This window comes from Psychrobacter sp. T6-1, assembly GCF_052258445.1.
In genome coordinates, this window is record NZ_JBQQFC010000008.1 from 1 (window position 1) to 26,932 (window position 26,932).

22 protein-coding genes and 2 riboswitches are annotated in these 26,932 nt (G+C 45.8%); of the genes, 10 read left to right on the top strand and 12 right to left on the bottom strand.

What is annotated here, in order from left to right; genetic code table 11:
- Positions 1-286 precede the first annotated feature (286 nt).
- On the top strand, positions 287-2,038 hold the full coding sequence (locus ACTXGO_RS01390; RefSeq protein WP_443573218.1) for an FMN-binding glutamate synthase family protein: 1,752 nt from the start codon (positions 287-289) through the stop codon (positions 2,036-2,038).
- A 2-nt stretch (positions 2,039-2,040) separates the two neighbouring features.
- Positions 2,041-2,844: a phosphodiester glycosidase family protein gene (locus ACTXGO_RS01395; RefSeq protein WP_443573219.1), complete on the top strand. Its 804-nt coding sequence runs from the start codon at positions 2,041-2,043 to the stop codon at positions 2,842-2,844.
- 50 nt (positions 2,845-2,894) lie between these two features.
- Here the strand turns inward: ACTXGO_RS01395 and ACTXGO_RS01400 are convergent, their stop codons facing one another.
- From ACTXGO_RS01400 to ACTXGO_RS01415, 4 genes are all read right to left on the bottom strand, one after another.
- On the bottom strand, positions 2,895-4,130 hold the full coding sequence (locus ACTXGO_RS01400) for a vWA domain-containing protein (RefSeq protein WP_435949245.1): 1,236 nt from the start codon (positions 4,128-4,130) through the stop codon (positions 2,895-2,897).
- 21 nt (positions 4,131-4,151) lie between these two features.
- Complete coding sequence (locus ACTXGO_RS01405) at positions 4,152-5,033, bottom strand: AAA family ATPase (RefSeq protein ID WP_443573220.1); 882 nt, start codon at positions 5,031-5,033, stop codon at positions 4,152-4,154.
- A 212-nt stretch (positions 5,034-5,245) separates the two neighbouring features.
- Complete coding sequence (locus ACTXGO_RS01410; RefSeq protein WP_443573221.1) at positions 5,246-5,998, bottom strand: hypothetical protein; 753 nt, start codon at positions 5,996-5,998, stop codon at positions 5,246-5,248.
- Between the two features lie 128 nt (positions 5,999-6,126).
- On the bottom strand, positions 6,127-6,447 hold the full coding sequence (locus ACTXGO_RS01415; protein ID WP_443573222.1) for a YcgL domain-containing protein: 321 nt from the start codon (positions 6,445-6,447) through the stop codon (positions 6,127-6,129).
- Between the two features lie 177 nt (positions 6,448-6,624).
- Positions 6,625-6,733, top strand: a riboswitch (glycine riboswitch).
- A 53-nt stretch (positions 6,734-6,786) separates the two neighbouring features.
- Positions 6,787-6,933, top strand: a riboswitch (glycine riboswitch).
- A gap of 157 nt (positions 6,934-7,090) precedes the next feature.
- On the opposite strand from ACTXGO_RS01415, the gene gcvT reads away from it, so the two are divergent.
- The 5 genes from gcvT to ACTXGO_RS01440 all read left to right on the top strand — a co-directional run bounded on the left by gcvT (position 7,091) and on the right by ACTXGO_RS01440 (position 13,583).
- Complete coding sequence (gene gcvT, locus ACTXGO_RS01420; protein ID WP_435949248.1) at positions 7,091-8,263, top strand: glycine cleavage system aminomethyltransferase GcvT; 1,173 nt, start codon at positions 7,091-7,093, stop codon at positions 8,261-8,263.
- Positions 8,264-8,367: 104 nt separating this feature from the next.
- The gene (gcvH, locus tag ACTXGO_RS01425) at positions 8,368-8,748 is read left to right on the top strand and encodes a glycine cleavage system protein GcvH (RefSeq protein ID WP_317198526.1); all 381 of its coding nucleotides are present in this window, start codon (positions 8,368-8,370) and stop codon (positions 8,746-8,748) included.
- 288 nt (positions 8,749-9,036) lie between these two features.
- Positions 9,037-9,798, top strand: coding sequence for a nitroreductase family protein (locus tag ACTXGO_RS01430; RefSeq protein ID WP_435949249.1), 762 nt, complete (start codon positions 9,037-9,039; stop codon positions 9,796-9,798).
- A 72-nt stretch (positions 9,799-9,870) separates the two neighbouring features.
- The gene (gcvP, locus tag ACTXGO_RS01435) at positions 9,871-12,774 is read left to right on the top strand and encodes an aminomethyl-transferring glycine dehydrogenase (protein WP_443543373.1); all 2,904 of its coding nucleotides are present in this window, start codon (positions 9,871-9,873) and stop codon (positions 12,772-12,774) included.
- A 131-nt stretch (positions 12,775-12,905) separates the two neighbouring features.
- Positions 12,906-13,583, top strand: coding sequence for a lipase family alpha/beta hydrolase (locus ACTXGO_RS01440; protein WP_435949251.1), 678 nt, complete (start codon positions 12,906-12,908; stop codon positions 13,581-13,583).
- A gap of 2 nt (positions 13,584-13,585) precedes the next feature.
- Here ACTXGO_RS01440 and ACTXGO_RS01445 read toward each other — a convergent pair whose 3' ends face one another.
- The 4 genes from ACTXGO_RS01445 to ACTXGO_RS01460 all read right to left on the bottom strand — a co-directional run bounded on the left by ACTXGO_RS01445 (position 13,586) and on the right by ACTXGO_RS01460 (position 17,414).
- Entirely contained in the window at positions 13,586-14,866 is a 1,281-nt protein-coding gene (locus tag ACTXGO_RS01445; protein WP_443573223.1) for a ribonuclease D, read from the bottom strand.
- Between the two features lie 174 nt (positions 14,867-15,040).
- Positions 15,041-15,634: a recombination mediator RecR gene (gene recR, locus ACTXGO_RS01450; RefSeq protein WP_443573224.1), complete on the bottom strand. Its 594-nt coding sequence runs from the start codon at positions 15,632-15,634 to the stop codon at positions 15,041-15,043.
- A gap of 108 nt (positions 15,635-15,742) precedes the next feature.
- On the bottom strand, positions 15,743-16,072 hold the full coding sequence (locus ACTXGO_RS01455) for a YbaB/EbfC family nucleoid-associated protein (RefSeq protein ID WP_317198533.1): 330 nt from the start codon (positions 16,070-16,072) through the stop codon (positions 15,743-15,745).
- Between the two features lie 58 nt (positions 16,073-16,130).
- Positions 16,131-17,414: an O-succinylhomoserine sulfhydrylase gene (locus ACTXGO_RS01460; protein ID WP_435949254.1), complete on the bottom strand. Its 1,284-nt coding sequence runs from the start codon at positions 17,412-17,414 to the stop codon at positions 16,131-16,133.
- Positions 17,415-17,798: 384 nt separating this feature from the next.
- Between ACTXGO_RS01460 and ACTXGO_RS01465 the strand changes: the two genes are divergently transcribed.
- From ACTXGO_RS01465 to dusA, 3 genes are all read left to right on the top strand, one after another.
- Positions 17,799-19,424 carry a phospholipase D family protein gene (locus tag ACTXGO_RS01465; RefSeq protein WP_443573225.1) on the top strand — a complete coding sequence of 542 codons (1,626 nt, stop codon included), beginning with the start codon at positions 17,799-17,801 and terminating at the stop codon, positions 19,422-19,424.
- Between the two features lie 148 nt (positions 19,425-19,572).
- Positions 19,573-20,901 (top strand): MFS transporter, encoded by a 1,329-nt coding sequence (locus tag ACTXGO_RS01470; RefSeq protein WP_443543384.1) that lies wholly within the window; start codon positions 19,573-19,575, stop codon positions 20,899-20,901.
- A 66-nt stretch (positions 20,902-20,967) separates the two neighbouring features.
- Complete coding sequence (gene dusA, locus ACTXGO_RS01475; RefSeq protein ID WP_443573226.1) at positions 20,968-21,939, top strand: tRNA dihydrouridine(20/20a) synthase DusA; 972 nt, start codon at positions 20,968-20,970, stop codon at positions 21,937-21,939.
- On the opposite strand, the gene ACTXGO_RS01480 is transcribed toward dusA, so the two are convergent.
- The 4 genes from ACTXGO_RS01480 to ACTXGO_RS01495 all read right to left on the bottom strand — a co-directional run.
- Positions 21,936-22,709, bottom strand: a complete 774-nt coding sequence (locus tag ACTXGO_RS01480; RefSeq protein ID WP_443573227.1) for a CPBP family intramembrane glutamic endopeptidase — start codon at positions 22,707-22,709, stop codon at positions 21,936-21,938. The genes dusA and ACTXGO_RS01480 overlap by 4 nt on opposite strands.
- Positions 22,710-22,719: 10 nt before the next feature.
- The gene (locus ACTXGO_RS01485; RefSeq protein WP_443573228.1) at positions 22,720-23,607 is read right to left on the bottom strand and encodes an alpha/beta hydrolase; all 888 of its coding nucleotides are present in this window, start codon (positions 23,605-23,607) and stop codon (positions 22,720-22,722) included.
- Positions 23,608-23,708: 101 nt separating this feature from the next.
- Positions 23,709-24,755, bottom strand: coding sequence for a signal peptide peptidase SppA (gene sppA / locus ACTXGO_RS01490; protein ID WP_443573229.1), 1,047 nt, complete (start codon positions 24,753-24,755; stop codon positions 23,709-23,711).
- A 110-nt stretch (positions 24,756-24,865) separates the two neighbouring features.
- Positions 24,866-26,932: ComEC/Rec2 family competence protein (locus ACTXGO_RS01495; RefSeq protein WP_443573230.1), on the bottom strand; the 2,067-nt coding region annotated here is incomplete at its 5' end.

Sequence of the window (26,932 nt, forward strand, 5' to 3'; positions counted from 1 at the left end):
GTAGCCGTTGGCGTATTCGATACCACTACAAGTCATTATGGCTATTCTCTCAATGCTAGCGTGCCAAGGGCGAATTGGGATGCGGATGAGTATGCGGCACAGATTGTGCCGAAGTTGCAGGCGTTGGCTGAGCGGATTGAGCGCGCTTGAATATTTAATAAACAACCAAACATTAGCTTATCGTTACTCAACTATCATTTAGTCACTATATTATCGAGTTATAATAAGGCGTGTTGTTTATGCAACCGCTTATCGCCTTTTTTTGTTTCTAATAGCTGAGCTTGTCATGCCCCAATCTCGTACCAACCTAAACGCTGAACCTAAATCAGACTCCTACCTCATTGGTCTTTTGCTACGCTATAGCACCTTGGCTGCAGCCGCTTTACTCTTTTTGGCAGGCTTACTGTTGACCAACTGGTGGCTCATTCTCATCGGTGGGGCATTAGTCGCCATCGGGGTTTATGATCTCATTCAATCCAAGCATTCTATATTAAACAACTACCCTATCGCCGGTCACATCCGCTACGTGCTTGAGGACTTTCGTCCTGAGATTCGCCAGTATTTGTTGGAAGATGATAAAGAACAAGTCCCGTTTTCACGTCAGCAGCGTGCGCTTGTGTATCAACGTGCCAAAAATGTCAGCGATACCAATGCTTTTGGGACACTAGATGATTTATATCATCATGGTAAAGAGTGGTTTTTGCAATCGGCAGTTAGTCACCCATTAGAAAAACAAGACTTTCGCATTACGGTTGGTAACGAGCATTGTCAGCAGCCGCATGACATGTCGGTGTTTAATATTTCAGCGATGAGCTTTGGTAGTCTCTCCGCTAATGCTATTATGGCACTCAATCAAGGCGCCAAGATGGGCGGCTTTACTCACGATACTGGCGAGGGTGCGATCAGTCCGTATCACCGCAAGTTCGGCGGCGATCTGATTTGGGAGCTGGGTACGGGTTATTTTGGTTGCCGTCATGACGATGGTAGCTTTGATCCCTTATCTTTTGCCGAGAAAGCCATCGAGCCGCAAGTTAAAATGATTGAGATTAAACTTTCACAAGGCGCCAAACCAGGTAAGGGCGGCGTTCTTCCTAGTGAAAAAATCACTCAAGAGATTGCAGATACGCGCCAAGTGCCTATGGGTCAGGATTGCGTATCGCCCTCCTCGCATAGCGCATTTAGCACGCCACTCGAACTTGTCGCATTTTGGCAGCAATTACGCGAATTATCAGGGGGTAAGCCTGTCGGCTTTAAGCTATGCGTCGGGCAACCTTGGCAGTTTATGGCGATTGTCAAAGCAATGATGGAGACTGACAACTATCCTGATTTCATCGTTATTGATGGCGCTGAGGGTGGTACGGGAGCCGCCCCTGTCGAGTTTATGGATAATGTCGGTATGCCGCTGATTGATGGGTTTTTACTCGTGCATAACACTCTAGTTGGTGCTGGTATTCGTGACAAGATTAAGCTTGGTGTTAGTGGCAAGATCGTCTCAGGCTTTGATATTGCCCGCTTTTTGGCTCTGGGTGCAGATTGGTGTAACTCAGCGCGCGGCTTTATGTTTGCAGTGGGCTGTATTCAATCGCGCTCATGCCATACCAACACTTGCCCGACAGGCGTTGCGACTCAAGACCCGTATCGCCAAAAGGCGCTTGATGTGCCAAGCAAAGCTGAGCGCGTAGCTAGCTTTCACAAAAACACCCTCAAATCTCTCGCCAGTATCGTCGGTGCAGTTGGACTTGAGCATCCTAGTCAATTAAAGCCCTATCATATCGCACGGCGCTTAGATGACAGTCAGATCAAGCTACTATCTAAGTTTTATTACTTTACAGACGAAGGCGCTTTGCTCGATCACAGTGCGCGCGCAGATGTCTTTAACCAGATGTGGGTAATGGCGGATGCTCATACCTTTTTGCCTGATAATGATGCGCTCATTGCTTATAACAAAGACTCGCGAGACAAAGGTAAAAAAACTCGCAGCTACGGTATAGAATCTATTGAAGACGTTACAGAAGATATCAATGAGAACCTAAAGTAAGTATGTACCCTACTACTATCATGGCAAGCGTTACTGTCTTTTTGGCATTAACGTTGAGCGCTTGCCAGCCTGTTGATTCAAATATCACAGACATATCGAATAAAGACTGGTCATGCTCGAGTCAGGATAGCCCTTTTAGCTATAGTGCGTGTCAGATTAGTCAAGAAGCGCTTGCTGGCGATGACTATCAGCTCAAACTGTTTTGGCAAGATGATAAAGAGCAGACGCTTTTGACCTTTGATACGCTTTTAGCTCGCCTACCAGATGAGCAAACCCTAGCCTTTGCGATGAACGCAGGTATGTATAATCAAGCATATGCCCCTATTGGTTATACGGTGATAGATGGTCAAGAGATTCGCGCGCTTAACTTAAACGAAGGTGGTGGCAATTTTCATTTATTGCCTAATGGCGTATTGTGGTGGAATAAAGCAGGCTTAGTACAAATTACTGAAAGTAATGTTTTGGATACGTTAATTAAAAATGGTGAAGCAAGACCCAGTTACGCCACCCAATCAGGACCGATGCTAGTCATAAACGGCGACATTCACCCAGAGTTTAACGCCGATAGCACTTCACTAAAATTTCGTAACGGTGTCGGTGTTTGTGAGGATGGTAGCGTACAGTTCGTTAATAGTAATGAGCTGGTGAACTTTTACGCTTTCGCTTCTTTATTCAAGGACAATTTAAACTGCCCAAATGCGCTATTTTTGGATGGCGGTATTGCCTCTGCGCTCTACGCGCCAAGTATTGATAAACACGACAAAAAAGAGATGGGTGTCATGGTTGGAGTGGTCATAAATAAATAGCGCCTCAAACCTTTGGGTTTAAAGCGCTACGATAGCACAAGGATAAAAAATCAACGCGCCAAATAAGACGTCATGTCCTCAACGCCGTGCAAAGTCATGGGATACATCTTATTATCGAACACTTTTTTTATCTCATTAATGGTTTGTGTATAGTGCCAGTAGGCGGGGTTCTCAGGATTAAGCCAAGCGACTTTATCAAAGTGATCGAGCACCCGCTTGAGCCACACTACCCCTGCTTCGTTATTCATATACTCAACACTACCGCCAACGGTCATCAGCTCGTATGGCGACATTGACGCATCTCCAACGAAGATAACCCGATACTCGCGCCCATATTTATTGAGTAGCTCATAGGTCGGCATACGCGCGCTATGGCGGCGATTGTTATCTTGCCAGACATAATCGTATAGGCAGTTATGAAAATAAAAAAACTCTAACGTCTTAAACTCGTTTTTTGCCGCAGAAAATAACTTCTCTAAAGCATCAACATGAATGTCCATACTACCGCCAATATCAAATAGCATGAGCACTTTGACGCGGTTGCGCCGCTCAGGCTGCATATGGATATCGAGTACGCCTTTTTTGGCAGTGCGTTTGATAGTCTCATGGATATCTAGCTCATCGTCACTACCGGTGCGGGCAAACTGGCGTAGATTACGTAGTGCCATCTGAATTTGGCGCGTGCCGAGCAGATTGTCATCATCAAGATTGCGATATTTACGCTGCTCCCATACTTTAGCGGCGCTGCGCTTACGCGACTCCCCGCCCACGCGCACGCCCTCTGGATGATCGCCATAAGCACCAAAAGGTGATGTGCCGCCCGTACCGACCCACTTGCTGCCGCCTTGATGACGCTCTTTTTGCTCTTTGAGACGCTCCTCAAGCGCCTTCATGAGCTCCTCAAGTGAGCCGTATTTTTTGAGTAGACGCCGCTGCTCTTCGGTGAGGTTTTTGGGATCAAGTTTTAGATCTAACCACTCCTGTGGCACATCCGTAAGCTTGCCCATCAACTCATCAATATCTAAGCTATCGACGCCTTCAAAATAGTCGCTCATCGCCCGATCAAACTTGTCAAAGTGACGCTCGTCTTTGACCATACACAGTCTGATAAGTCGATACATATCCTCACGACTGGCAAAGGCAGGCAGCTTTGTGTCCGCTTCCTGTGATGATAATGCGTGCTGCATCATCAGGCCTTTATCTAGCGCTGCGTTGAGATCGAGTAGCTCACGCGTACTGACGGGTACGCCATAAGTGCGCAGGGTATAGAATAATTTTACAAACATAAAATACCTATCTGGCAGGTGTTAACGGCGCATCATATTGGCAAAGCGCTGTAATAAATTGACATCGGCTTCGTTTTTGAGCAGAGCGCCATATAATGGCGGAATGGACTTTTCACCGCGCAAATTCTCTTCTAACTCTTCTTGTGCCATGTCATCGGCGAGCAACAATGTGAGCCAATCAACCAGTTCTGATGTTGAAGGCGGTTTTTTAAGACCTTGGATATTACGTAGCTTATAGAAGATATCAAGCGCATCATTGACCAGCTTTTCTTGAATATTAGGAAAATGCACGTCGATGATTTGACGCATGGTTTGCTCTTCAGGGAAGTCAATATAATGAAAGAAACAACGACGCAAAAACGCATCAGGTAGCTCTTTTTCATTGTTTGAAGTGATGATAATCACAGGGCGCTGGGTAGCAGTAACCGTCTCGCCTGTCTCATAGACATAAAAAGACATTTTGTCTAATTCATGCAATAAGTCATTGGGAAATTCAATGTCTGCTTTATCGACTTCATCGATCAATAAGACGCAGCGCTCCTCACTGGTGAACGCCTCCCACAATTTACCCGGCTTGATGTAGTTGCCAATATCATAGACCTTGTCATCGCCGAGTTGCGAGTCACGCAAACGCGACACCGCATCATATTCGTATAGTCCCTGCTCAGCTTTGGTCGTTGATTTGATATGCCATGTGATAAGCGGCATACCTAGACTTTGGGCGACTTCTTCTGCCAGTAAAGTTTTGCCCGTACCCGGCTCGCCTTTGATCAAAAGTGGCTTTTGCAAGGTCATTGCCGCATTGACCGCCAGTTGCAAGTCATCAGTTGCAATATAATTATTGGTCCCCGTAAAGGTTTTTTTGGCAAGGTTGTCACTAGTGGCAGAATTATCAATACTCATAATTGGATCTCTATCATTGTTATTAAGGTATAAAAAGGGATGGTTTAGAGTAGCACAGGCGCTGTTAATGCCAAAATACTCATGCGTTCGTCTTCGGTATCTATTACTCTTCGGTAGTCATAAAAAAAGACACCCAAAAGTGTCTTTTAAAGCCTTATCTACTTGCTATGATGTCTAGCTACTTTGATACTTACTATCCTTCATTGTGCTTTTTATTCCTCATTGTGCTTTTTGTTGGCAGGATTATCTAATTCAACAGAAGGTTTGACTCGTTTAGCCTTGTCTATCACTCTTTGCGCGGCAGACTCTTCACTATAAAAGCCTTTTCTCACCTTTTTAGGTGCAGTCTCAACGATAGGTGCCTGCGTAAGTGGTACTTTTTCTTGAGTCTTATGCAGGCTGACACTATTAGCATTAGTACTATCGGCGCTGCTAAGGTCTAGGCTGTCTTTGGCGGCGTAGTTATTCATTGCCAGATGACCTGTTGTTAATTGCATCGTCGCCTGAGTATCCTCAGCAGAATTTGCGCGTGCTTTGGCAAGGCTAGATTCAAACGCGCCGCGAATAAGCTGCCATAAAAAGCCAATAAATAAACCGACTACCAGTACAACTAATATCGGTAAGGCACTATTAATTGCCGCTGTCGTATCTTTCATCATAAGCGCGTAGACGACGCCGATACTCGCAGGAGCAAGCAAGCTTGGATCACCTAAAGCCGTTCCTGGCGCAAGCAGTACTGCAAATAGTACCATCCAAGTCATACCGCCCAGTGGTCGCGGTAGCATACGAGCGACGAGAAGCCATAATAGTAGGACGACGACCGTGCCACCTATATAAGCGTACATCGGCAGATCCGCAGGCGGTACACCTTTGACCATCTGACTCCACCAAATAACGATCTCACCGAGGATATCACTCAGCGTATCTAAAGGCAGAAACTGTAAAATATTTTTTAACCAATCCATACGTGTTTTATATACCTGCGTTGTTAGTCAAGCACTACCAAAATATAATCTTTAAGATTCAAACATACGTGCAATAGAGTGTTAGTTTATCATGACTTTATAACCAAATGCATATGAGCGCTCAGCTATTAGTCATACTTATTGTCTTGCGCTTCTTTAGCACGCATCTCAGCTTGACGGCGCATCACGTCTTGCGGCGGCATTTGCACATAATAGCCTTGCGACTGCAATTTGGCGAGTACCTCATCTTTATCAACGCGAGCCAGCTTAGAGGTGCTATCCAAATCCAGATGCATCACAAACTTGCTTTGACCAAGCGTCGCCCGAAAGTCTTTAGGCAACACGCCAAGCCAGTCTTTGAGCTCATCAGTATCATCAGGGAAATCAGGACGGGCAATGTAAACATACATATCGCTGTGCTTGGGGAATTTATAAATATCACAATGCATAAAATTGACCTATAAATTGAATTCATTGTAGATTAGCACAAATCAGCTTTGCATCATTAGCGGCTTTACGTTTGGGTATGGTAAATCGATATGGTCTAGCCTTTAACATCAAAATACTATTCTTATAAAATTTATCAGGCCATGACTTGTAAAAGGTCAGTGAACCTTTCATAATAAAGGCGTTATTCAGGAGAGAGTCTCATACGAGTTTATGATTATGTTATGAGACCACCGAAGGCGCATCTACCCTGCCAATCGCTCAGGTACAAAGGACTGAATAACCCATGTCTATTAGGTTTATGCTGTTACGTTTAAACGCATATTAACCCATACCTTAGGCATAACAAATCTGGAGAGCGGTAAAGGTGATGCATTATTACCCTTACCCACCGAAGGGGAGAAAATACGTTGCTATTAACTTTCAATTAAAAGCTAATATTATAACAACGTATTGAAAATCTCAGGTCACAGGACAGATAGGGCTTTTGCTAAACGAGCTTACGCGCTTGTTTGGTCTATGCTTTATTTATTGTGCACCCCTTTTGTGCTACCTTTAAAGTCAAGTTTACGCCAAGCGAACTTGCCTCCCACTACTGCTTAACGCTTTAGTCGTTACTGCGACTAGCGTTTACAAGGATTTGTTATGACCGACACTCACAATGCTCTTAATACTCAAGCGCCGCAGCGCACTCCCTTATATCAATCGCACGTTGATAGCGATGGCAAACTGGTAGATTTTTCGGGTTGGGAGTTACCTATTCATTACGGCTCACAAATCGAAGAGCATGAGGCGGTGCGTACTGATGCAGGTATGTTCGATGTGTCGCATATGGTGATCGTCGATGTTAAGGGTGTTGATAGTAAAGCTTGGCTACAAAAGCTGCTAGCAAATGATGTCGACAAACTAAAAACGGTTGGTAAAGCTCTGTACTCGCCTATGCTCAATGAAGACGGCGGTATCATTGATGATTTGATCGTTTATCTCATGACCGAAGATGAGAGCGAATACCGTATTGTCTCCAATGCTGCCACTCGTGATAAAGACATCGCACAATTTAATACAGTCGCTACAGACTTTGATATCACTATTACCGAGCGCACCGAGCTTGCAATGCTCGCGGTTCAAGGCCCTAATGCCGTCGCCAAATTAGCTGAGGCAAAGCCGAGCTGGGGTGAGACACTAGCGGGACTTAAGCCCTTTGTTGGTGCTGATCTTACTGATATCGAAGGCACAGACTGGTTCGTGGCCCGTACAGGTTATACGGGTGAGGATGGCGTCGAAGTCATCATGCACGGTGATGACGCGCCTGCATTTTTTGAGTTATTAAAGCAGCACGGCATAAAACCAGCAGGGCTTGGTGCACGTGATACTTTGCGTATGGAAGCGGGCATGAACCTTTACGGTCACGATATGGATGAGACCATCAGCCCGTATGAGAGCAACATGGGCTGGACCTTAGCGCTCAAAGACGAGCGTGATTTTGTTGGTCGCAGCGCTATGGTCAGCAAGCGTAAACAGTCCAAAGACGACAATACGGCGATGAAGCAAGTGGGCCTATTACTTACCACCCGCGGCGTATTGCGTGAAGGCATGAGCGTGACCATTAATCAGGGGACAAGTGGAGAGCAAACTGGCGTTATCACCAGTGGCACCTTCTCCCCTAGCCTCAAACACTCTATCGCTATCGCCCGCGTTCCTGCCAGCATCACTGATGAAGATACCGTACAAGTGGATCTACGCGGTAAGGGCAAGTTCGTTGACGTTCGCGTACTCAAGCTACCATTTGTACGTAATGGTAAACAACAATTTGATTAATTATCAAAGCTGATGGGTAGATTTTATCTTCCTCTTGGTTTTGGTTCGTATTCGCTTTACACTCTAACTTTTTAAACCATCCTCTATCATTTAGGAGAGAGACCATGAGCAATATCCCAGCAGAACTTAAGTACATCGCCAGTCACGAATGGTTACGTCTAGAAGACGACGGCACCATTACCGTTGGCATCACTGATCACGCGCAGGACCTATTAGGTGATGTGGTATTCGTCGAATTGCCAGATGTGGGCGATACGATTGCCGTTGATGATGAGATCTCAGTGGTTGAATCTGTCAAAGCCGCCTCTGATGTGTATGCGCCAATATCAGGTGAGATTGTCGCTATCAATGAAGCATTAGAAGACGATCCAGAAATCATCAACTCAGACCCATACGGCGAAGGGTGGTTCTTTAGAATGAAACCTGACAATATGGATGATTTTGAGGCCTTGATGACGGCTGACGAGTACGAAAACGAGCTGTAATTGCTTTTTAGGTATTCAAAAACTAACAGCTATCATTTGCAAACGCTAGCACTTGAATAGTACAGATATTGGCAAGAATACAGATACTGGCATCCGCTGGTATCTGTACCGATAAACGTTATACCTCTTATCTGAACTTGTCTGAACCTAGGCTGGTCCAGCTAATGTTACTTTAGATCAACATTATTATCAGTACTTGCTATTGGCTAAGCTTATCTCTACCAAATAGCTAGACTGTTGATAATTATTTATCACTCACCTCCTTTTGCCGCCAGTATGGACTTGTATATGACTACTGAGAACGCCAGCCCAAACCCTGATCTCGCTATGCCTGAGCATACGCCGCAATTACAAGCGTTTCGCGAAGTGGTTGAGTCGCGCCGCTCGGTACGCCGTTTCACTGACACCCCTATTCCAGATGAGGTAATGGCCGACTGCCTGCGCTTAGCTATGCTCGCGCCGAACTCGAGCAATCTACAGCCATGGGAGTTTTATGTCATTGATAGCGACAAAAAGCGCAAAAAAGCGATCAAAAACTGTATGGGTCAAAACGCGGCAAAAACTTCAGCGCGCCTAATCGCTGTCGTCGCTCGCACTGATATCTGGCACGATCACGCGCAGCAGATACTACGCGAGTATCCAGAAACCCCGATACCCAAAAAGGTCAAAGACTACTATACCAAAGTGGTCGCTTTAGACTTTTTGCGTGGTCCTGCCAACGTGATATCGGCTGCTAAATGGAGCGCGACGCAAGTCTTTCGCCAAGTCAAAGGACCGATCAAATCCCCTTACTATACCTTTGATGATGTCAAAAACTGGGCAACCAATAATACAGCCTTAGCGGCTGAAAACTTAATGCTAGCCCTGCGTGCACACGGATTTGATAGTTGCCCTATGGGCGGCTTCGATGAGCCTGCGATGAAGCGTTTGCTTAGTCTTGGTGATGATCATCATGTGGTCATGATGATTGGCGCAGGCGAGCGTGCGGACAATGGTATTTATAGCGCTCAGTTTCGTTTCGATGACGCGCAATTTGTGCATTACGTGTAGCAAGATCAAGATAAGCCGCTTGCCATTTTTAACTCTCAATACTCAATATCTAAAGCTTACTTAAGGACTGTCATGACTCTCTCTCAACAACCGACGTTCGATACTTTTAAAGGCTTGTTTAATGAAGCTGAATTTGTCTATCGCCATTTAGGCTCTAACGATGCCAAGCAAGCAGATTTGCTCAGCGCTATCGGCTATAGCGATTTGGACACTTTCGTTGATGATACTGTCCCTGCGCCAGTACGTTTAAATAAAGCGCTAGATCTGCCTGTGGCGATGAGTGAGCACGCCGCCCTTGCCAAACTGCGCGCGATGGCAGATAACATTACTGTTAATAAAAGCTATATCGGCCAAGGCTACTCGCCTGTACGCATGCCAGCAGTCATTCAGCGTAACGTACTTGAAAATCCAGGCTGGTATACCGCTTATACGCCTTACCAAGCAGAAATCGCTCAGGGTCGCTTAGAAGCTTTGCTTAACTTCCAGCAAGTTTGTATCGATCTGACTGGTCTTGAGCTTGCTGGTGCCTCACTATTAGATGAAGCGACTGCGGCAGCTGAAGCGATGGCGATGTCTAAGCGCATGAGCAAAAGCAAATCCACGCAATTCTTCGTCGATGAGCGTATTTATCCGCAGACTTTGGATGTCATTCATACGCGTGCCAAGTATTTTGGTTGGGATGTCATCGTTGGTGATTTTGAACTCGCTAAGTCTGGCGATTATTTTGGCGCAATTTTTCAGTATGTCGGGGTTGAAGGCGATGTCAAAGACTTAACTGACGTCATCAGCGCGGTCAAAGAAAAGAAAACCTATACCTCTGTGATCAGCGACATCATGAGTTTGGTGTTGCTAAAGTCTCCTGCGGATATGGGTGCAGATATCGCGCTCGGTAGCACTCAGCGCTTTGGTATTCCAATGGGTTTTGGTGGTCCACACGCCGCCTACTTTGCGTTTTTGGACAAAGCTAAGCGCTCAGCCCCTGGTCGTATCATCGGCGTCTCAAAAGACTCGCAAGGCAATACCGCTCTGCGTATGGCACTACAGACGCGTGAGCAGCATATCCGCCGCGAAAAAGCCAACTCAAACATTTGTACCTCACAAGTTTTGCTCGCTAACCTAGCTGGTATGTACGCCGTCTATCATGGTCCAACGGGCGTTAAGCGCATTGCCACTCGCATCCATGCCTTTGCTACTGCTTTTGCTGATGTGATTAGAAATAATAGCGATAACGATAATAACGTAAGCGTCGTCCATGACCAGTTCTTTGATACCGTCGTTGTCGATTGCGGCTCTGAGAAAATGGCGACGCAGATCTTTGAAAACGCGGATAATGTCGGTTATAACTTATGGCGTCATGACGATACCAAGATTGGGGTCGCCTTTAGTGAAACCAGTGATGTTGAAGATTTTAAAGTATTGACGCAATTGTTTGTCAGCAAGTCTCATGACTTACCCCAAAATGCGAGCGTATCACTCGATAGCGCACATCTGCGTACTGATGATATCTTGACCCATCCTGTCTTTAACTCGCATCATACTGAGCACGAGATGCTGCGGTACTTAAAGTCACTAGAAGACAAAGATCTGGCGATGAACCGCAGTATGATCTCGCTTGGTAGCTGTACCATGAAGCTCAATGCCACCAGTGAGATGCTACCGATTACTTGGCCTGAATTTGCCAATGTGCATCCGTTTGCACCGCGCGACCAAGTTGGCGGTTATATCGAGATGATCGATAGCTTACAAGAGCAGCTCAAAGCCATCACAGGGTTTGATGATATCTCTATGCAGCCCAACTCTGGCGCCTCTGGCGAATACGCAGGTCTCTTAGCCATTCGCCGCTATCATGAGTCTCTAGGCGAGACGGATCGTGATATCTGCCTGATTCCTATGTCAGCACACGGTACCAACCCTGCGACTGCCATTATGATGGGTATGAAAGTCGTTGTGGTAAAAACCGACGACAACGGCAACATCGATATCGATGATCTAAAAGAAAAATGCGAGGAGCACAGTGCCAATTTAGGCGCGTTGATGATCACTTATCCATCGACGCATGGCGTGTTTGAAGAAGGTATCCGTGATATCTGTAGCCTCATTCATAAGCACGGCGGTCAAGTCTATATGGACGGCGCTAACATGAACGCTCAGGTCGGTATCATGCAACCTGCTGATGTTGGCGCAGACGTCTTGCACATGAACTTGCACAAAACCTTTTGTATTCCGCATGGCGGCGGCGGTCCAGGTATGGGCCCTATCGGTATGCAAGCGCATCTAGCACCGTTTAAAGCCAACCATGTCCTAAGCCCTGTACACAATGCGCCAAATGACTGCTCAGCGGTATCAGCCGCGCCGTATGGTTCTGCGAGTATCTTACCGATCTCATGGATGTATATTGCGATGATGGGCCGTGACGGTCTGCTTGAAGCCACTAAACTGGCGCTTCTTAATGCCAACTACGTCGCTGACAGCTTACGGGATCACTACCCTGTACTCTATACGGGCAAAAACGGCCGCGTCGCGCACGAATGTATCATCGATATCCGTCCGCTAAAAGAAGAGACGGGCATCACTGAGAGCGATATCGCCAAGCGCTTGATGGATTACGGTTTCCATTCGCCAACGATGAGTTTCCCAGTAGCAGGTACGCTCATGATAGAGCCGACCGAGTCTGAATCTAAAGAGGAGCTAGATCGTTTTATCGACGCGCTCAAATCTATCAAAGATGAGGCGATGAAAGCCAAAGCTGGCGATGACGGTTGGACACTAGAGGACAATCCACTAGTAAACGCGCCGCATACGGCATCGATGATTACCGATAGCGAGTGGTCGCATCCGTACAGCCGTGATACCGCTGCGTTCCCGCTGCCCTATATCCGCGCGCATAAGTTCTGGCCTAGTGTTGCTCGCGTGGATGATGTCTATGGCGACAAAAACTTGATGTGTTCATGCCCAAGTATCGAAAACTATATGTAGCACTAAAAATTTTTGAATTAAAAAACCTCCATATTAATCATTGATATGGAGGTTTTATTTTGCCAGTTCGTCACGACTCCTTTATGATAGCGAAGTCTGCTCATTTTATAACCTAGGGTATCAAAACAAACATGTCACAAAAAAACCGCGTTATCCTCATACACGGTCTCCATCAAACCGCTTGGGTCATGCGCCCATTAGCCAAACGCTTGCAAGCACAAGGCTATAGGACTCACCAGTACGGCTATCGCAGCATGCGCGATGGCATCAAAACCAATAGCGCACGACTCAATGAGTGGCTTAAGAATAATCACTTTCCTGATCAGTCGATAGATCTCGTCGGTCATAGCTTAGGCGGTTTGATCATTCGAGATTTTGTTGCACATTACCCCAAGTGGAAAATCGGGCGCTGCGTCACCTTGGGAACGCCCCACTTGGGCAGCGTAAGTGGCGATTATATCTGGCGATTAGCGCCTGCTATCGTCGGTAAATCCTATGAGCAAGCGTTGGATGGTACAGTTGCGCCACTGCCAAAAGGTATCGAGCTTGGCGTTATTGCAGGCAATAAAGCGCAAGGTTTAGGTCAGCCCATTTTAAGTTATCATAATCGTAAATTACGTAAAGCGGATAGCTCATTGACTGTTAAGCGGTTAGCGCATGATGGTACCGTTTATGTGAGCGAGACTCAGCTTGCCGGCGCCACTGATCATATTATTTTGCCTGTCACGCACACGGGTATGCTTTTTAAAAAGCAAGTCGCTTGGCAAGTGGTGTATTTCTTAGACAATGGAGCGTTTAATCGTGACTAGCTCTACCGAACCCCCATGCCCTGCTTTAGCTCAACCTTGTGCTCTTCAATGACGGGTATCAAAGTCTGCGTGACCCACTCATAGCGCCAGCCTTGTAAACCTAGTGGCATATCAGACAAATCCTTGTCATAGGCAATCACTTCATATAACTGATGTAGCCACTTTTTGCGCATGAGCACGCTGGTAGGCACGCCTATCTTTTCAGCTTGTTTGTCTATTGCCTGTTGCACCGCTTTTGAGAGTACTTTGTTTTTTGAGCGATAAGGCGGCGCTATGAGCGCTGGTTGCTCGGCCGCAGGTAGCGCCTTTGCATCCTTGATGATAGTGAGTAACTCCTCACCATATAGACGCAGCATACTACGATGCATGGTCGTCTTGTGCGCCAGTTCACGCATGGTGTTAGGCTTTTCGGTGATGATCTCACGTACCGCTTGTTTTTTGATGACAAAGGTGCGCGGCTGATTGGTCGCGCGCGCCAGCTGCTCGCGCCAAGTCGCTACCGCTTGCAAAACTGCCATTTGCTGCGCGTTGTATCGATAATCTGCCATGGTCAAATACATAGCATCATCTTCGATATGCTGCGTCTCATATAGCTCTGAGGCATAGAGCTGGCAATCGGCCCAGACATAATCGTATAAACCTTTTGATTTGAGCGCGTGCTCTATACTTAAATACAGCGCAGGCAAAAAGCGCACATCATCAATAGCGTACTGCTCTTGCTCATCGGTTAATGGACGCTGGAGCCAATCGGACTGGCTGTGCTCCTTATCAATGTGCATATCGAGCTGCTCATCTAGCGCCTGCTGATAACCCATTTGCAACTGTCCTGTTAAATAAGACAGTGCAATTTGGGTATCAAAAATATTGGTCAATGGCGGGCAACCTGATAGCAAATAAAATATCCCTAAATCCTCGCCGCAGGCATGCCAAATAGCCACATCCACTTCTGTTAGCGCTTGCCAAAACTCGCTCAATTGCAATTTTGGTGCATCAAGTAAGTAAATATGATCGCCGACATTAAGCTGCACGAGTGCCAAACGCGGATAGTAAGTATCACGCTTGATAAATTCGGTATCTAATGCCACACGCCCGCACACTTTGAGCGCTTCAATGACTACCCCTAACTGATACTGCTCGCGTACCCAAGTAACCTTGGCCTCATCGGCGATGTCTAACAAAGCATCGATATCGGGTTCTTTGGGCATTGATGTCTGCATGTCGTCTGCTTTTAAAATACTAGCATCGGACACTTGAGTGTTTGTATCAGTTAGAGCATGGGACACGGGCAGATACCTGCATAGATAGGAATAAGGAGAAAACGTTGCCAGAACGGTCAAACGCTGGCAACGTTTAAGATTAGATACTAAAAATAAAGTATAGCAACACAAATGGGCAATTGCTCACTTATTATAAGTCAATTTGACTACTACAATAAGCAGCTTACTACAGATTTTAATTTATAAAAAAGAGCGATTTTGTAGCGCTTGCCCCAAGGTCATGCTGTCAAGGTACTCAAGCTCGCCGCCCATAGGAACGCCTTGAGCGAGGCGCGTGACCTTTTTGACATGGCGACCGACCGCCTCACTGATAAAATGCGCGGTCGTCTGTCCTTCTACCGTCGTCCCTGTTGCAAGTATCAGCTCATCGACAGGCTCTTGTTTGACGCGCCAAACCAGCTGATCAATATTGAGATCATCAGCGCTAATACCATCGATTGGGGACAAGTGACCCCCTAATACAAAATACAGACCGCGATAGCCTGCTGTTTGTTCAATAGCCATCACGTCAGCTGCCGTTTCTACCACGCATAGCACCGTATCATCACGCCTAGGGTCTTGGCACAGCGGACAGACGTTATCATCACTAAAACTATGACAACGCTGACACTCAACGATGTCTCGCATAGCTTCATCGAGCGCTTGCGCGAGCGCCATACCTTGTGGACGTTTTTTTGTGAGTAAATGCAGCGCCATACGTTGGGCGCTCTTTTGGCCCACACCCGGCAAAATACGCAGCTGCTTAACCATCTGATCAAATTTAGCTGTTAGCAAAATTGTTTCCTTTATCTATAAACCGTAGCTATAAAAATGGGGTCGTATCATAGTGATAACAACCCCATAATTGACCCTAGCAGGTCATAGTTTTTGGCAAATTTGATACTAGAACATGCCTTGCATACCAGGTGGCAAGCCCATACCAGAGGTCGCGCCTGTCATCGTTTCTTCGTATAACTCATCCGCTTGACGAACCGCATCATTGATAGCGGCAGCGATCAAATCTTCGATCATATCAGGCTCGTCCTCTAAAAGACTTGGATCGATGCTGATACGCTTGACCACGTGACGACCAGTCATGGTCACTTTGACCAGACCACTGCCCGCTTCTGCTTGTACTTCTTTATTAGCCAGCTCTTTTTTGGCGTTCTCGACGTTGGCTTCGACTTTCTTTTGCATCGTTTGCGCTTGTTGCATGAGTGCTTGAATGTTCATAATGGTCTCTTCTTTTGATAAATAAGTAAAATTGTAATAAGTGATTATAGCGCTATCTTTATAAACTGTCTAAACCGCGCGCCAAATCTTTGATAATATCCTCAGCGTCTTCTAGCCCCACTGACAGACGTATCAAGCTATCTTTGACGCCAGCCTCAGCGCGCGCCTCAGGGGTTAGGCGAAAGTGCGTGGTGGTCGCAGGATGGGTAATCGTCGTTTTAGCATCACCAAGGTTGTTGGTAATGGAGATCATTGTAGTTGAGTCTATCACATGCCAAGCCGCCGCTTTTGCATCATGAGTCTCAGACGCTGCAACCTCAAAGCCCATGATAGCCCCGTAGCCGTCTTTCATATGGTGCTGACGGGTCGCTAAGTCATGAGCAGGATGATCAGGTAAGCCTGAAAAATGTACGCATCTGACCTTGGGGTGATTGACCAAAAACTGCACGACTTGGTTGGCATTTTGGCAATGCGCTTGCATGCGTAATTTAAGCGTCTCAAGTCCTTTGGTAAATACCCACGCATTGAACGGGCTCATACTGATACCGCCTGAGCGTACCACAGTAAACGCCTCTTGCATGAGCTTGTCGCTACCCACAAGTGCACCGCCCAATACGCGGCCTTGACCATCTAAGTATTTAGTTGCTGAGTGAATCACCACGTCTGCGCCTAAATCTAGGGGACGCTGAATGGCAGGAGAAGCAAAGCAATTATCAACGACTAACAAGATATCATTAGCGCGGCATAGCTCACTTAAATAGCCGATATCGCAAATTTGTGCTAATGGATTGCTCGGGCTTTCGCAATAGATCACCTTAGTATTCGGTTGAACCGCATTCGCCCAAGCGTCGTTGTCAAAGCAATCTACATAGCTGACCTCGACCCCAAACTTGGCAACATAATTATTAAACAGTCCAATGGATGAGCCAAATAATTGATTGGCAGCGAGCAGGTGATCGCCCTGTTTAAGATACGCCAAACACATAGTTAAGATTGCGCCCATGCCAGAGGCAGTTGCTACTGCGCGCGCGCCGTTTTCTAACGCGGCTAAGCGGCGCTCAAAAGTGCGTACGCTTGGATTGGTATGACGCGAGTAGACATTGCCCGTCTTAGTACCATTGAAATGGGCCGCAGCGTCTTCTGCTGAAGCATAGACGTAGGAGCTAGTCGTATAGATAGGTTCTGAGTGCTCACCTTCATCGCTGCGGTGCTGTCCTGCGCGTACAGCAATCGTTTGCATGCCGTAGCCTGCGTCCAAATCTAACGCGTCAGAACGCCAGTTTGTATCTAGGCCACTATCATCACTGTCTATAAGATTACTCTGCTCTTGCGAATCACTCATAACACTTTTTTCCGTGGTTCTTGCTCTTATTAATGTTTAGTTAATGTTTGGGCTAATTTTTACTGACCGCTATCATAACATGTCACTTTATCTCAAACATCTGCTTTGATGATGTCTGTTGAATATTAAGCACTCTCAAGCTGACTTTGATAAGTTTTTGACAGCAGTAAGCAAACCAGTATGAGGCACAAAACAATGTCGATTATCACTCGCAAAAAGTAACGTAGTTTATCTAGGCAGCTTTAGATGCACCTGATAAGATGAGCGCCGAATAAAGAGCTCTATTAAAAATCTGCAGTGAGTACAGCTATTTGGTCTGATTCAATTAGTGCTATTATCCTCTTGTATCCTTTAGCACTTCAAGCTCATTAAGGTAAACCCGTTATGTCATTGTCTCATTTAACCCCAAGTCGTCTGCATCTAAGTCTGGTACTTGGACTATCTCTAGCGCTTGGTGGCTGTCAGGCTCTGCCCAATCAGCCGCACCTACCTGATAGCCAAAACCTATCAGCACGGCTAAATGCGCTTTATCAAGACAATAATAATGACAATACGGTACGTGTCAGCACTGATTTGATCAATGCAATCAGTGAGCAAAACGACATTCATCCAGAGCTTTCAGGCTATCATCCGATTGTCACTGGTGCCAATGCCTTTGCCGCGCGTAGTATCTTGACGGATATGGCGACGCGCAGTATCGATGTGCAGTACTATATCTGGCACAATGATCAAGCCGGTCAGCTCATGCTCAAAGACTTGTGGGAGGCCGCTGAGCGCGGCGTTATCGTGCGCCTGCTTATAGATGATTTTAATAGTAATGCTAATCTTGATCAGACCTTGCTACGCTTTGCCAGTCACCCTAATACCGCTGTACGTATTATCAATCCTTTGATGCATCGCAAATTTCAGACCCTAAACTTTGTTACCGGTCTGCCGCGTATTAATCGGCGCATGCATAATAAGAGCATGATTTTTGATAAGCAAATCACTATTATTGGTGGCCGTAATATTGGTAATGAATACTTAAGTAATGATCAAAGCAGCCAGTTTGCAGACTTAGATGTTTTGCTCATTGGTAAAGTCGTCGCCGATATCGACAACAGCTTTACCAGTTATTGGTCCGCGCCCATCTCCTTTGATATCGAAACTCTAGTCACTCTAGACAAAGGGGCGACTACTGACTTTTTAGACGGTTTAAACGAGCTTAAAGAAGAAGAGAAAAGCAACGCAAACAGTAGCTTGGCGGTATACCGTAGCGCGATTGAGGACTCGACGATTGACAAGGATTTAGTCAATAAACAAGTGCCATTTCGCTGGACGGATATGCAGTTTTTGAGTGACGATGTCGGCAAGCTGACCAAATCCGTTGCTAGTGATACCAACTTGGTGCATCAACTGCGTACGCTACTTGGCAGTCCCTCCGAGAAGCTCACGATCATCTCCTCTTACTTTGTACCGACCAAAGACGGCGTTGAAACCCTCGTTGCCTTGGCAGAATCAGGTATTGAGATTAGAATTTTGACCAACTCCTTTGATGCCACTGACGTAACTGCCGTGCATTCAGGCTATAGTAAATGGCGACCTGAGCTTTTGCGCGCCGGCATCAAAATATACGAGCTAAAATCAACGGCAAGTGAAGAAAAGCGCGATAATAAACTATGGAAAGCCCGTAGCCAATCATCAACCAGTCTGCACGCCAAAACCTTTGCCATCGATGACCATCAAGTATTTATTGGCTCGTATAATGTTGACCCGCGCTCTGCTAACATTAATACCGAAATGGGCGTTATTATCAACGACGACGAGCTGGCACAGCAATTGCACCAAGCATTAAGTGATGATCTACTCGCGCAGGCCTATGAGGTCAAACTTATAGATGACGATACTCTTGAATGGCATACCATCAAAGATGGCAAGCCCATCGTTTATGATAGTGAGCCGCGCGTTGATATGGCTGATCACATCTGGCTAACTATTATGTCGCTCCTCCCTATTGATTGGCTACTGTAATTTATTCACACAACTGTTTTGACTCATACCTTTTGATATCTATTACCTTTTTATGATCAGTCATCATGATGATTGATCTATTTTTATGCTAAATATTGTTTGCGAGCAAACGTTTTGATCGCTACTTTTACTTGTGGATTGAACGCTTATGTCCCCTCTTGCTCACTATGAGTTGATGTCATCTAAAGACAAGCATACAGTTATGTTTGTCTGCTTTAGCACCGCTGTGACTTTTTTTGATTTTTTGATTTACCTCTATATAGCCGATACAGTTGCGACTGCTTTTTTTCCTGGCACCATCGATGCAAATACTGCAAAACTACAAGGGCTTGGACTGTTCGCTGTCGGTTATTTGGCGCGTCCTTTTGGTGGTATTCTCTTTGGTCGCTACGGAGATATAATAGGACGCAAGCCTGTCCTGCTCATGAGTATGCTCGTTACAGCATTAAGTTTGCTGGCGATGGCTTTTTTGCCGACCTACGCACAGTGGGGCATATTCGCTCCTGCGCTATTTATTTTGCTGCGCATGATTCAAGGTATGGCGTTTGGCGTTTTTGTACCTTTGTCATGGGTCTTTGTCGCCGAACATGTACCACGCTCGCATCTCTCTGTTGGCTGCGCCTATGTGACGGCTAGTTTTTTTGTAGGCGTCTTATTCTCTAATGGCTTTTTTATGTGGCTCAATAACGCGCTGACCTTTGAGCAGATGGTAGACTATGGCTGGCGCATTCCCTTCTTTGTCGCTGCAGCTTTAAGCTTTTTACCGCTACTGTTTTGGCGCACTATTAATGAGACGCCTTTTTTTGTTGATCTAAAAAGCACAAGACACGATATTGATAAGACTATCAGTTATACCAATAAACCTTTCACGTTATTATTTAAACACTGCAAGCACTCGATATTTATCAATATGATGTTGACCTTGATTATATCTAGCATCACTTTAGTCATCGTATTGATATTGCCTGATTTAATTGAGCTGCGTTTTGCCCCCGATAGTGATTTGTTTGGATTTGCTCATAGTCTTGGCGTAGTATTTATGATTTTGGGCTGTATTTTTTATGGCATCATCTCAGACTACCAAAACTTTGGTAAGGTTTTAGCAGTTGGTTCTATTTTGCTCATCGCTCAGATATTCGCTTTTTATTACCATCTGGAGGCAGGGGGCGATTATATCCTAATCATGTTTGCGATCTTAGGCTTTTGTGCAGGTATTGTCGGGATGGTGCCTGCTATTTTGATACAACTGTTTCCAACCAATGTACGCCTAACAGGCATGTCGTTTTCTTATAATATTACCTACGCTATTATCGGCGGCATTCTTCCGTTTGGTCTGGCCTACGCGACTATGTATATTAGTTTTGCGCCTGCTTTGTACATAGCATTCATCGGCTTTGTCGGTATTATGATGGGACTGTATTTTTATAACTTACCTGACATGAAAAAGATTGACGATCTGGTCTATTGCGCAAAATAATACCTGAACATTTAGCGACAACGAGTGCCTCCTTGACTGCTTACTAAAGACATTAAGGCAATTAATATGCTTGATATAACGCAAAAACGCCTATCTGTTGCACCCATGATCGATTGGACGACGACGGACTATCGCTTCTTTGCACGCCTGTTTAACCCACAGGTGTATTTGTATACCGAGATGATAAGTACAGGCGCGCTAATTTACGGTCATAGAGATAGGCATTTGCGCTTTGATGTGAGCGAGCATCCTTTAGTGTTACAGCTTGGTGGCGCTGATATTGACGAGATGATCCAGTGCGCTGTATTTGCCCAGCAGTATGGTTATGATGAGGTCAACATCAATGTCGGTTGCCCCTCTGATCGCGTGCAGCATAACAAGATTGGCGCGTGTCTTATGGCAGAGCCCAAAACTGTTGCAGGCTTAGTTAAGCATATGCAAGCGGCAGTTGATATTCCTGTGACCGTTAAACACCGCATCGGTATCGATGATTTTGACAGTTATGAGTTTATGAGCGACTTTGTCCAAACGGTTGCTGACGCTGGCTGTCAGCGCTTTATTGTGCATGCGCGTACTGCTTGGTTGCAAGGCCTTAGCCCCAAACAAAACCGCGAAATCCCGCCGCTACGCTATGATGATGTCTACCGCCTCAAGCAAGACTTGCCAGATCTAATGATAGAGATTAACGGTGGTATAGAAACTGTGGCAGATATAAAAGCGCACTTAGAGCATATCGATGGCGTAATGATCGGTCGCGCGTTTTATCACAACCCCTACCTATTAGCAGAAGCTAATAGCTTATGGGATGCTCCTATTCCTAAACGCTCAGATATTCTAGCCAAGCTTTATCCGTACCTAGAGCAGCAAGTGAATAAAGGCGAGCGCTTACCGACGATGGCGCGGCACTACTTAGGTCTGTTTCAAGGATTAGCGGGCGCGCGCAAATGGCGACAAGCATTAAGTGGTAAACCTGACTTGACGATCAAAGACATACAATGGGCAGCGGATGAGATTTTGCAGCTTAATCCTGATGTTTAGCCCACTTGCGAGATATACAGCCACATAGCGATGCCGTTATTGATAATGTGTAGCAAAATAGGCAACCACAAAGAGCCTGATTTGATACGCGCATAACAAAACAGCAGTGCCAACAAGACAATGGTGCTGATCTCATACCAGCCGTATTGGATATGAATAAGCGCAAATATCAAACTAGTAATTACGCTGGCAACAATAGTGCCGCGCGAGCCTGCAAACTGCTCACTAATCGCTGACCACAAAATACCGCGAAACACCAACTCTTCGTAGACAGGCGCTGCTATCACCATCGCAAAGATGAGCAGCCACACTGAGCTCACCGACTGATACAAAGGGTCAACGAAGATCAGCGGCGTCGCCTCTACCCAATAGGTCACTGCCTGACTAGCAATTGCAAACAGCAGTAGCAGCGCAAACATTCCTATACCAATACCGACTGAAAAAGGTCTAAGCGCTAAGTACTGACTTATACTACCGCCTTTTATACGGATAATACCTAGAGTAATAGCGGTGATAAGCAGGCTGGTAATGATAATTGAGACACTAACGACAGTGCCATCGTTACTGCCGATATAAAATAGCGTACCCATTGATAACGTGTCTGCATCGGGTAAAAACAGCTTGCCTGCGATGTACACGCCTATCAGTTGACTGATAAAAAAACCCATCACCATAAAGACCATCAGCGCAATCACACTAAAGGTTGAAAATAGCGGTGTGGATTTATGGTTTGTCATCTCGTTATCAGTAGCGCTTGATATAATAGGCATAATATTTTATTTAGGTTTTTAGCTGTTTTTTAATGAGCATCAGCACTTGCGCAGCCACGCTATCTGGGTACTCAAGCGGAAACATATGACCGCCTTTATGGGTCTCAAAATCTATGCCCAAGCGAGCTTTTATTTTTTGTGGGAATTTACGTTTCAAAAAAATACTCTCCTGCCCAATGATTAGCTCAACTGGTGGCTTTGGAGCATGATTTGGGGTTAGCCAATACAATGAGGGATTGGTTCTAAAGACAGTAACTTCGCTTTTTTTGGGAATAGCCAAAGTGACTTTACCATCAGCGCGAGTATGTAACCCATGCTCGATATAACCTTCAAAACTGCGCTCATCAAAATTCTTAAAAAACCCCTTATTGCGCATTTGCTCATAAGCATCGGCTCGGCTATCCCAAACATCACGGCGATGTTTTGATATTCCTGATGGCGACAGCTTATCCATCGATTGGTTATTCATCATGGGTAATTTATCTACCGTTTTAGCTAGGTGCATCAAAAAGCTGCTACGTCCATATATCAACGGCGGATCCATAAGCACTGCCTGATTAAAGCGTTTGGGCGCTTTGTATAACGCTTGCAACGTACACATAGCACCGAGCGAGTGACCGACAGCGACGAGCTGCGCGGTACCGTGCTCCTCGCAGGTACGCTCGACGCTATCTATCACTTGTTGGGTAAGACGCTGCCAATGATTATCGACAGGATAATCGGGATCTGTCCCTAATAGCGGTATATACTCAATCGTAAAAAATTCACTTAAACCTGCAAAAAAAGGCGCGTACACTGCGCTTGGCATTCCATTAGCATGCGCAAAATGCAAGACAGGTTTTTTTGTTTTGGTTGATACTGGTAGGGATGCAAAGGTTTGCGCAGTCATGACACTCATATCAGGCTCTCATTAAATAATATAAATCTTGACATAAATAAAGGCTGAGCATATCACTATACTCAGCCTTTATCATCATACACGAAATAGGTATAGAACACTTAGCGCATCTGACCTGTGCCCTCTTCTTTTGATAATAAATCAAGGGAGATACTAGAGCCAACACCTGCACCAAGCTTGACTGCAAATCGATCCATAAACAGTTGGAAGGGGTCTATTGGCGTATAATTAACGATATTGTCCAGCTCAAGCTGCTTCTCAAGGCTTGAGATACTACCCGTTTGATCCGCCAGTCCCAAAGCAATAGATTGCTCGCCGGTCCAAAATAATCCCGAAAATAGATTATTCTCTTCAGCATCTTTGAGTCGATCGCCGCGACCTTCTTTGACCGCATTGATAAAGTGCTTGTGCGTATTGGCCAGCACGCCTTCGACGTGTTGCTCTTCAAACTCAGTTAAGGGACGAGACAAGCTTAAAATATCTTTGTACTCACCTGCGGTAATCGTACGATCCTCTACGCCAACCTTGTCCATCAAGCCCTCGATATTATAGCTTGGCATAATCACACCAATAGAGCCGACCAAACTTGAGGGGTTGACATAAATATCATCCGCTGCTGAGGCAATATAATACGCGCCAGAGGCTCCTATATCACCAATAACTGCGTAGAGCTTTTTGTCTGGATACTCAGCACGCAGATCGACCATCGTCTGCCAGATCTCATCAGACTGCACAGGAGAGCCACCAGGCGAGTTGATATCAAGAGCAACTGCCTTAGAATTAGGATTCTCAAAAGCGCGCGTTAGAGCATCATTGACATCATAAGCATTAGCCACATCAGCATTACTAATGACCCCTTGTAACTCAACTACTGCCAAATGCGGCTGACTGGTATCAAAACCATCAATACCTGCAGGCTTGTCACTGCTACAACTACGACTAAATGCTAATAATACAAATAAAATATAGCCAAAGGTGAGGAGCTTAAAAAAGATACTCCAGCGCCGTGCACGACGTTGTTCTTGTACACTGGCTAGGAGGGTTTTTTCAATGAGACGCCATTCTTGTCCATTCGGCTGCGGCGTGGGCTGCATTTGACTTGCCGAGTTGTCGGGACGTTTATTAGGGTCTGGTGGCCAGTTGGGCATAGAGATTCCTAGGTTGATAACATGCTAAATCGATAAACTAAGCTATAAGTATGGTGGCATTCTACTCCGGCTTCAATAGCTTGGCTATTAGAAACTATAAAACCTCGCGTTTAAGGATCATCAAGCGCAAGCGCGGCTGACAAGGAGACCCCATCATGAGTAAGCGTTTGTGCTACTCGGTGCTGAGCCAATACCTCGCCAGTTACCTGTGAGCGACTATGGCTGAGCCAAGTTACCTCTTGGTCAGCGGCAAAAGATTTGGCATCACATAATAGCGACCACATCTGCCAGACTCGGTTGTGAGTGGCGGCGTCTAGTACAATATGCGAATGCTTATTGTCAGATAGCAAAGGCGATTGTAGCGGATCAGTTGGATTGTACTGTACTACTTGAATAGGCATACCACTATCGAGCGCTATGGCGCAGTCCCATACACTAGCATCATCAATCTCGCTCCACCCTGTCAGCGCCGTAATCGCAAGTTCACTATCTGCCATCTGCCAAGTCTTGCCTGCCTTACAGCGCTGCGCGGTAATTGATTTATCAGTACCACTTTTGGATTGGTAAGCTCGTTGTTTATCTTGCCAAAGATCATGACGACCTGCCTGCCAATATTGACTGACGGGTATACGCTGCACAAGTTCAAAGACGGTTTTAGCTAGGATATCAGTAGATTCTATGTTGATAGCTTGAGTGTTACTATTTTTCTCATTGTTTGAAGCGCTTAATGCGGTTTGTACAACGATACCATTCAAGCGCTTGACAGAGAGCGTCCCCAGCTGCTGCTTCAAGCTTTTTGAGAGCTGCTGCGCATTCAGCGTACTGGCTCTAGTGCGAGTCTGAGACGGCCTATGATCGGCCAAAAATAGCCAACTGCTAGCACTTTGATCAGTAGCTTGATGACTCATAGCTGGATAAATAAGTACAGCCGCGCTTAGATACGTATCCCCTGTCGGCAATATATACAAAGTCGGCATCTGCACTAGAGTTTGCTGATTGGCATAGACACTTATCATCAAAAGCGCAAGAAGTGGTACTGCCAGCACTCGGCTAATGAGTCCGCTTGGCAGTAGCCAAGGCAGTAGTACCAAAAAAGCCATGAGCAATATCGCTGTATTTACAGGGGTATAAACCCATGCATCAGAGAGTGCAGGCAATGACGTCAGCCACAGTATCAATGTATGCAAACTTGCTACTAGGGTACTCACAAGCGCCCAAATCATATCTGCTATGGCAGGCGCAACCAGATAACACAGTCCTGCTAATAGATTGAGCGGCACAATCACCCAGCCAAAGAGTCCAATAGCGAACAGGTTAATAATCAAGCCCCATAGCGAAGCCTTACCAAAGAGTAATAGCGTCACTGGTAATAAAGCGATGAACAGCCAGCATTGCAACCTAAACAGGCGCTTAAAAGCTGATAGCCATCGAGCTGTTTTTTTACCCTTTAGGGTTTGAGGCTGAGAAGGCTTAATTTGCGAAGAGCTAGTCTCTGTTTTAGCCTGCAATCCATACGTGTCATCGTATTTTAATAACAAAGCGACAGCAATGAACGATAGCCAGTAACCCGCTTGCCACAGTACAAAGGGATCAACCCAAGCCATAACAATAGCTAAGCTAAGTAGCACGCGCAAAGTACTTACCGGTAGCAAGGTTAAACGCACCACCCCTATAGCCAGCAGCGTCCAAGCAGTACGAGCTGCAGGCACATCAAAACCTGTAAATAGCGCATAAATAAAGGCAGCTACGATCATCACCTGCCAGCGCACCTGCCAGCGCGGCACATAGCGATAAAGCACAGGTAATCTGCGATCAAATACGAAGGTCGCAAGCCCTGCCATAACAATGGCTAAAAACAATACATGCGTGCCTGAGATAGCGAGCAGATGCGAGATACCTGCCAGCTGATACAAGTCTTTGGTGCTGCGATTGATTAGACTACGATCGCCCGTTAGCAAACTGAGCGTGACGGCTTTTGCTTGTTGCTCTGCATTAGTTTTGGTACTCCAGTCTTGATAAAAATGCTGGCGTAATTGCCAACGCACTTGATCAATACGGGTACGAAAAACGGTAAGATAAGAGGGTGATTGTTGAGTCGTAATCGCTGAAGGTTCAATGTTAAGCGCTGATGGCTCCGTAATATTAGCAATCGGTATGCCGACTTGATTGATAGTGGC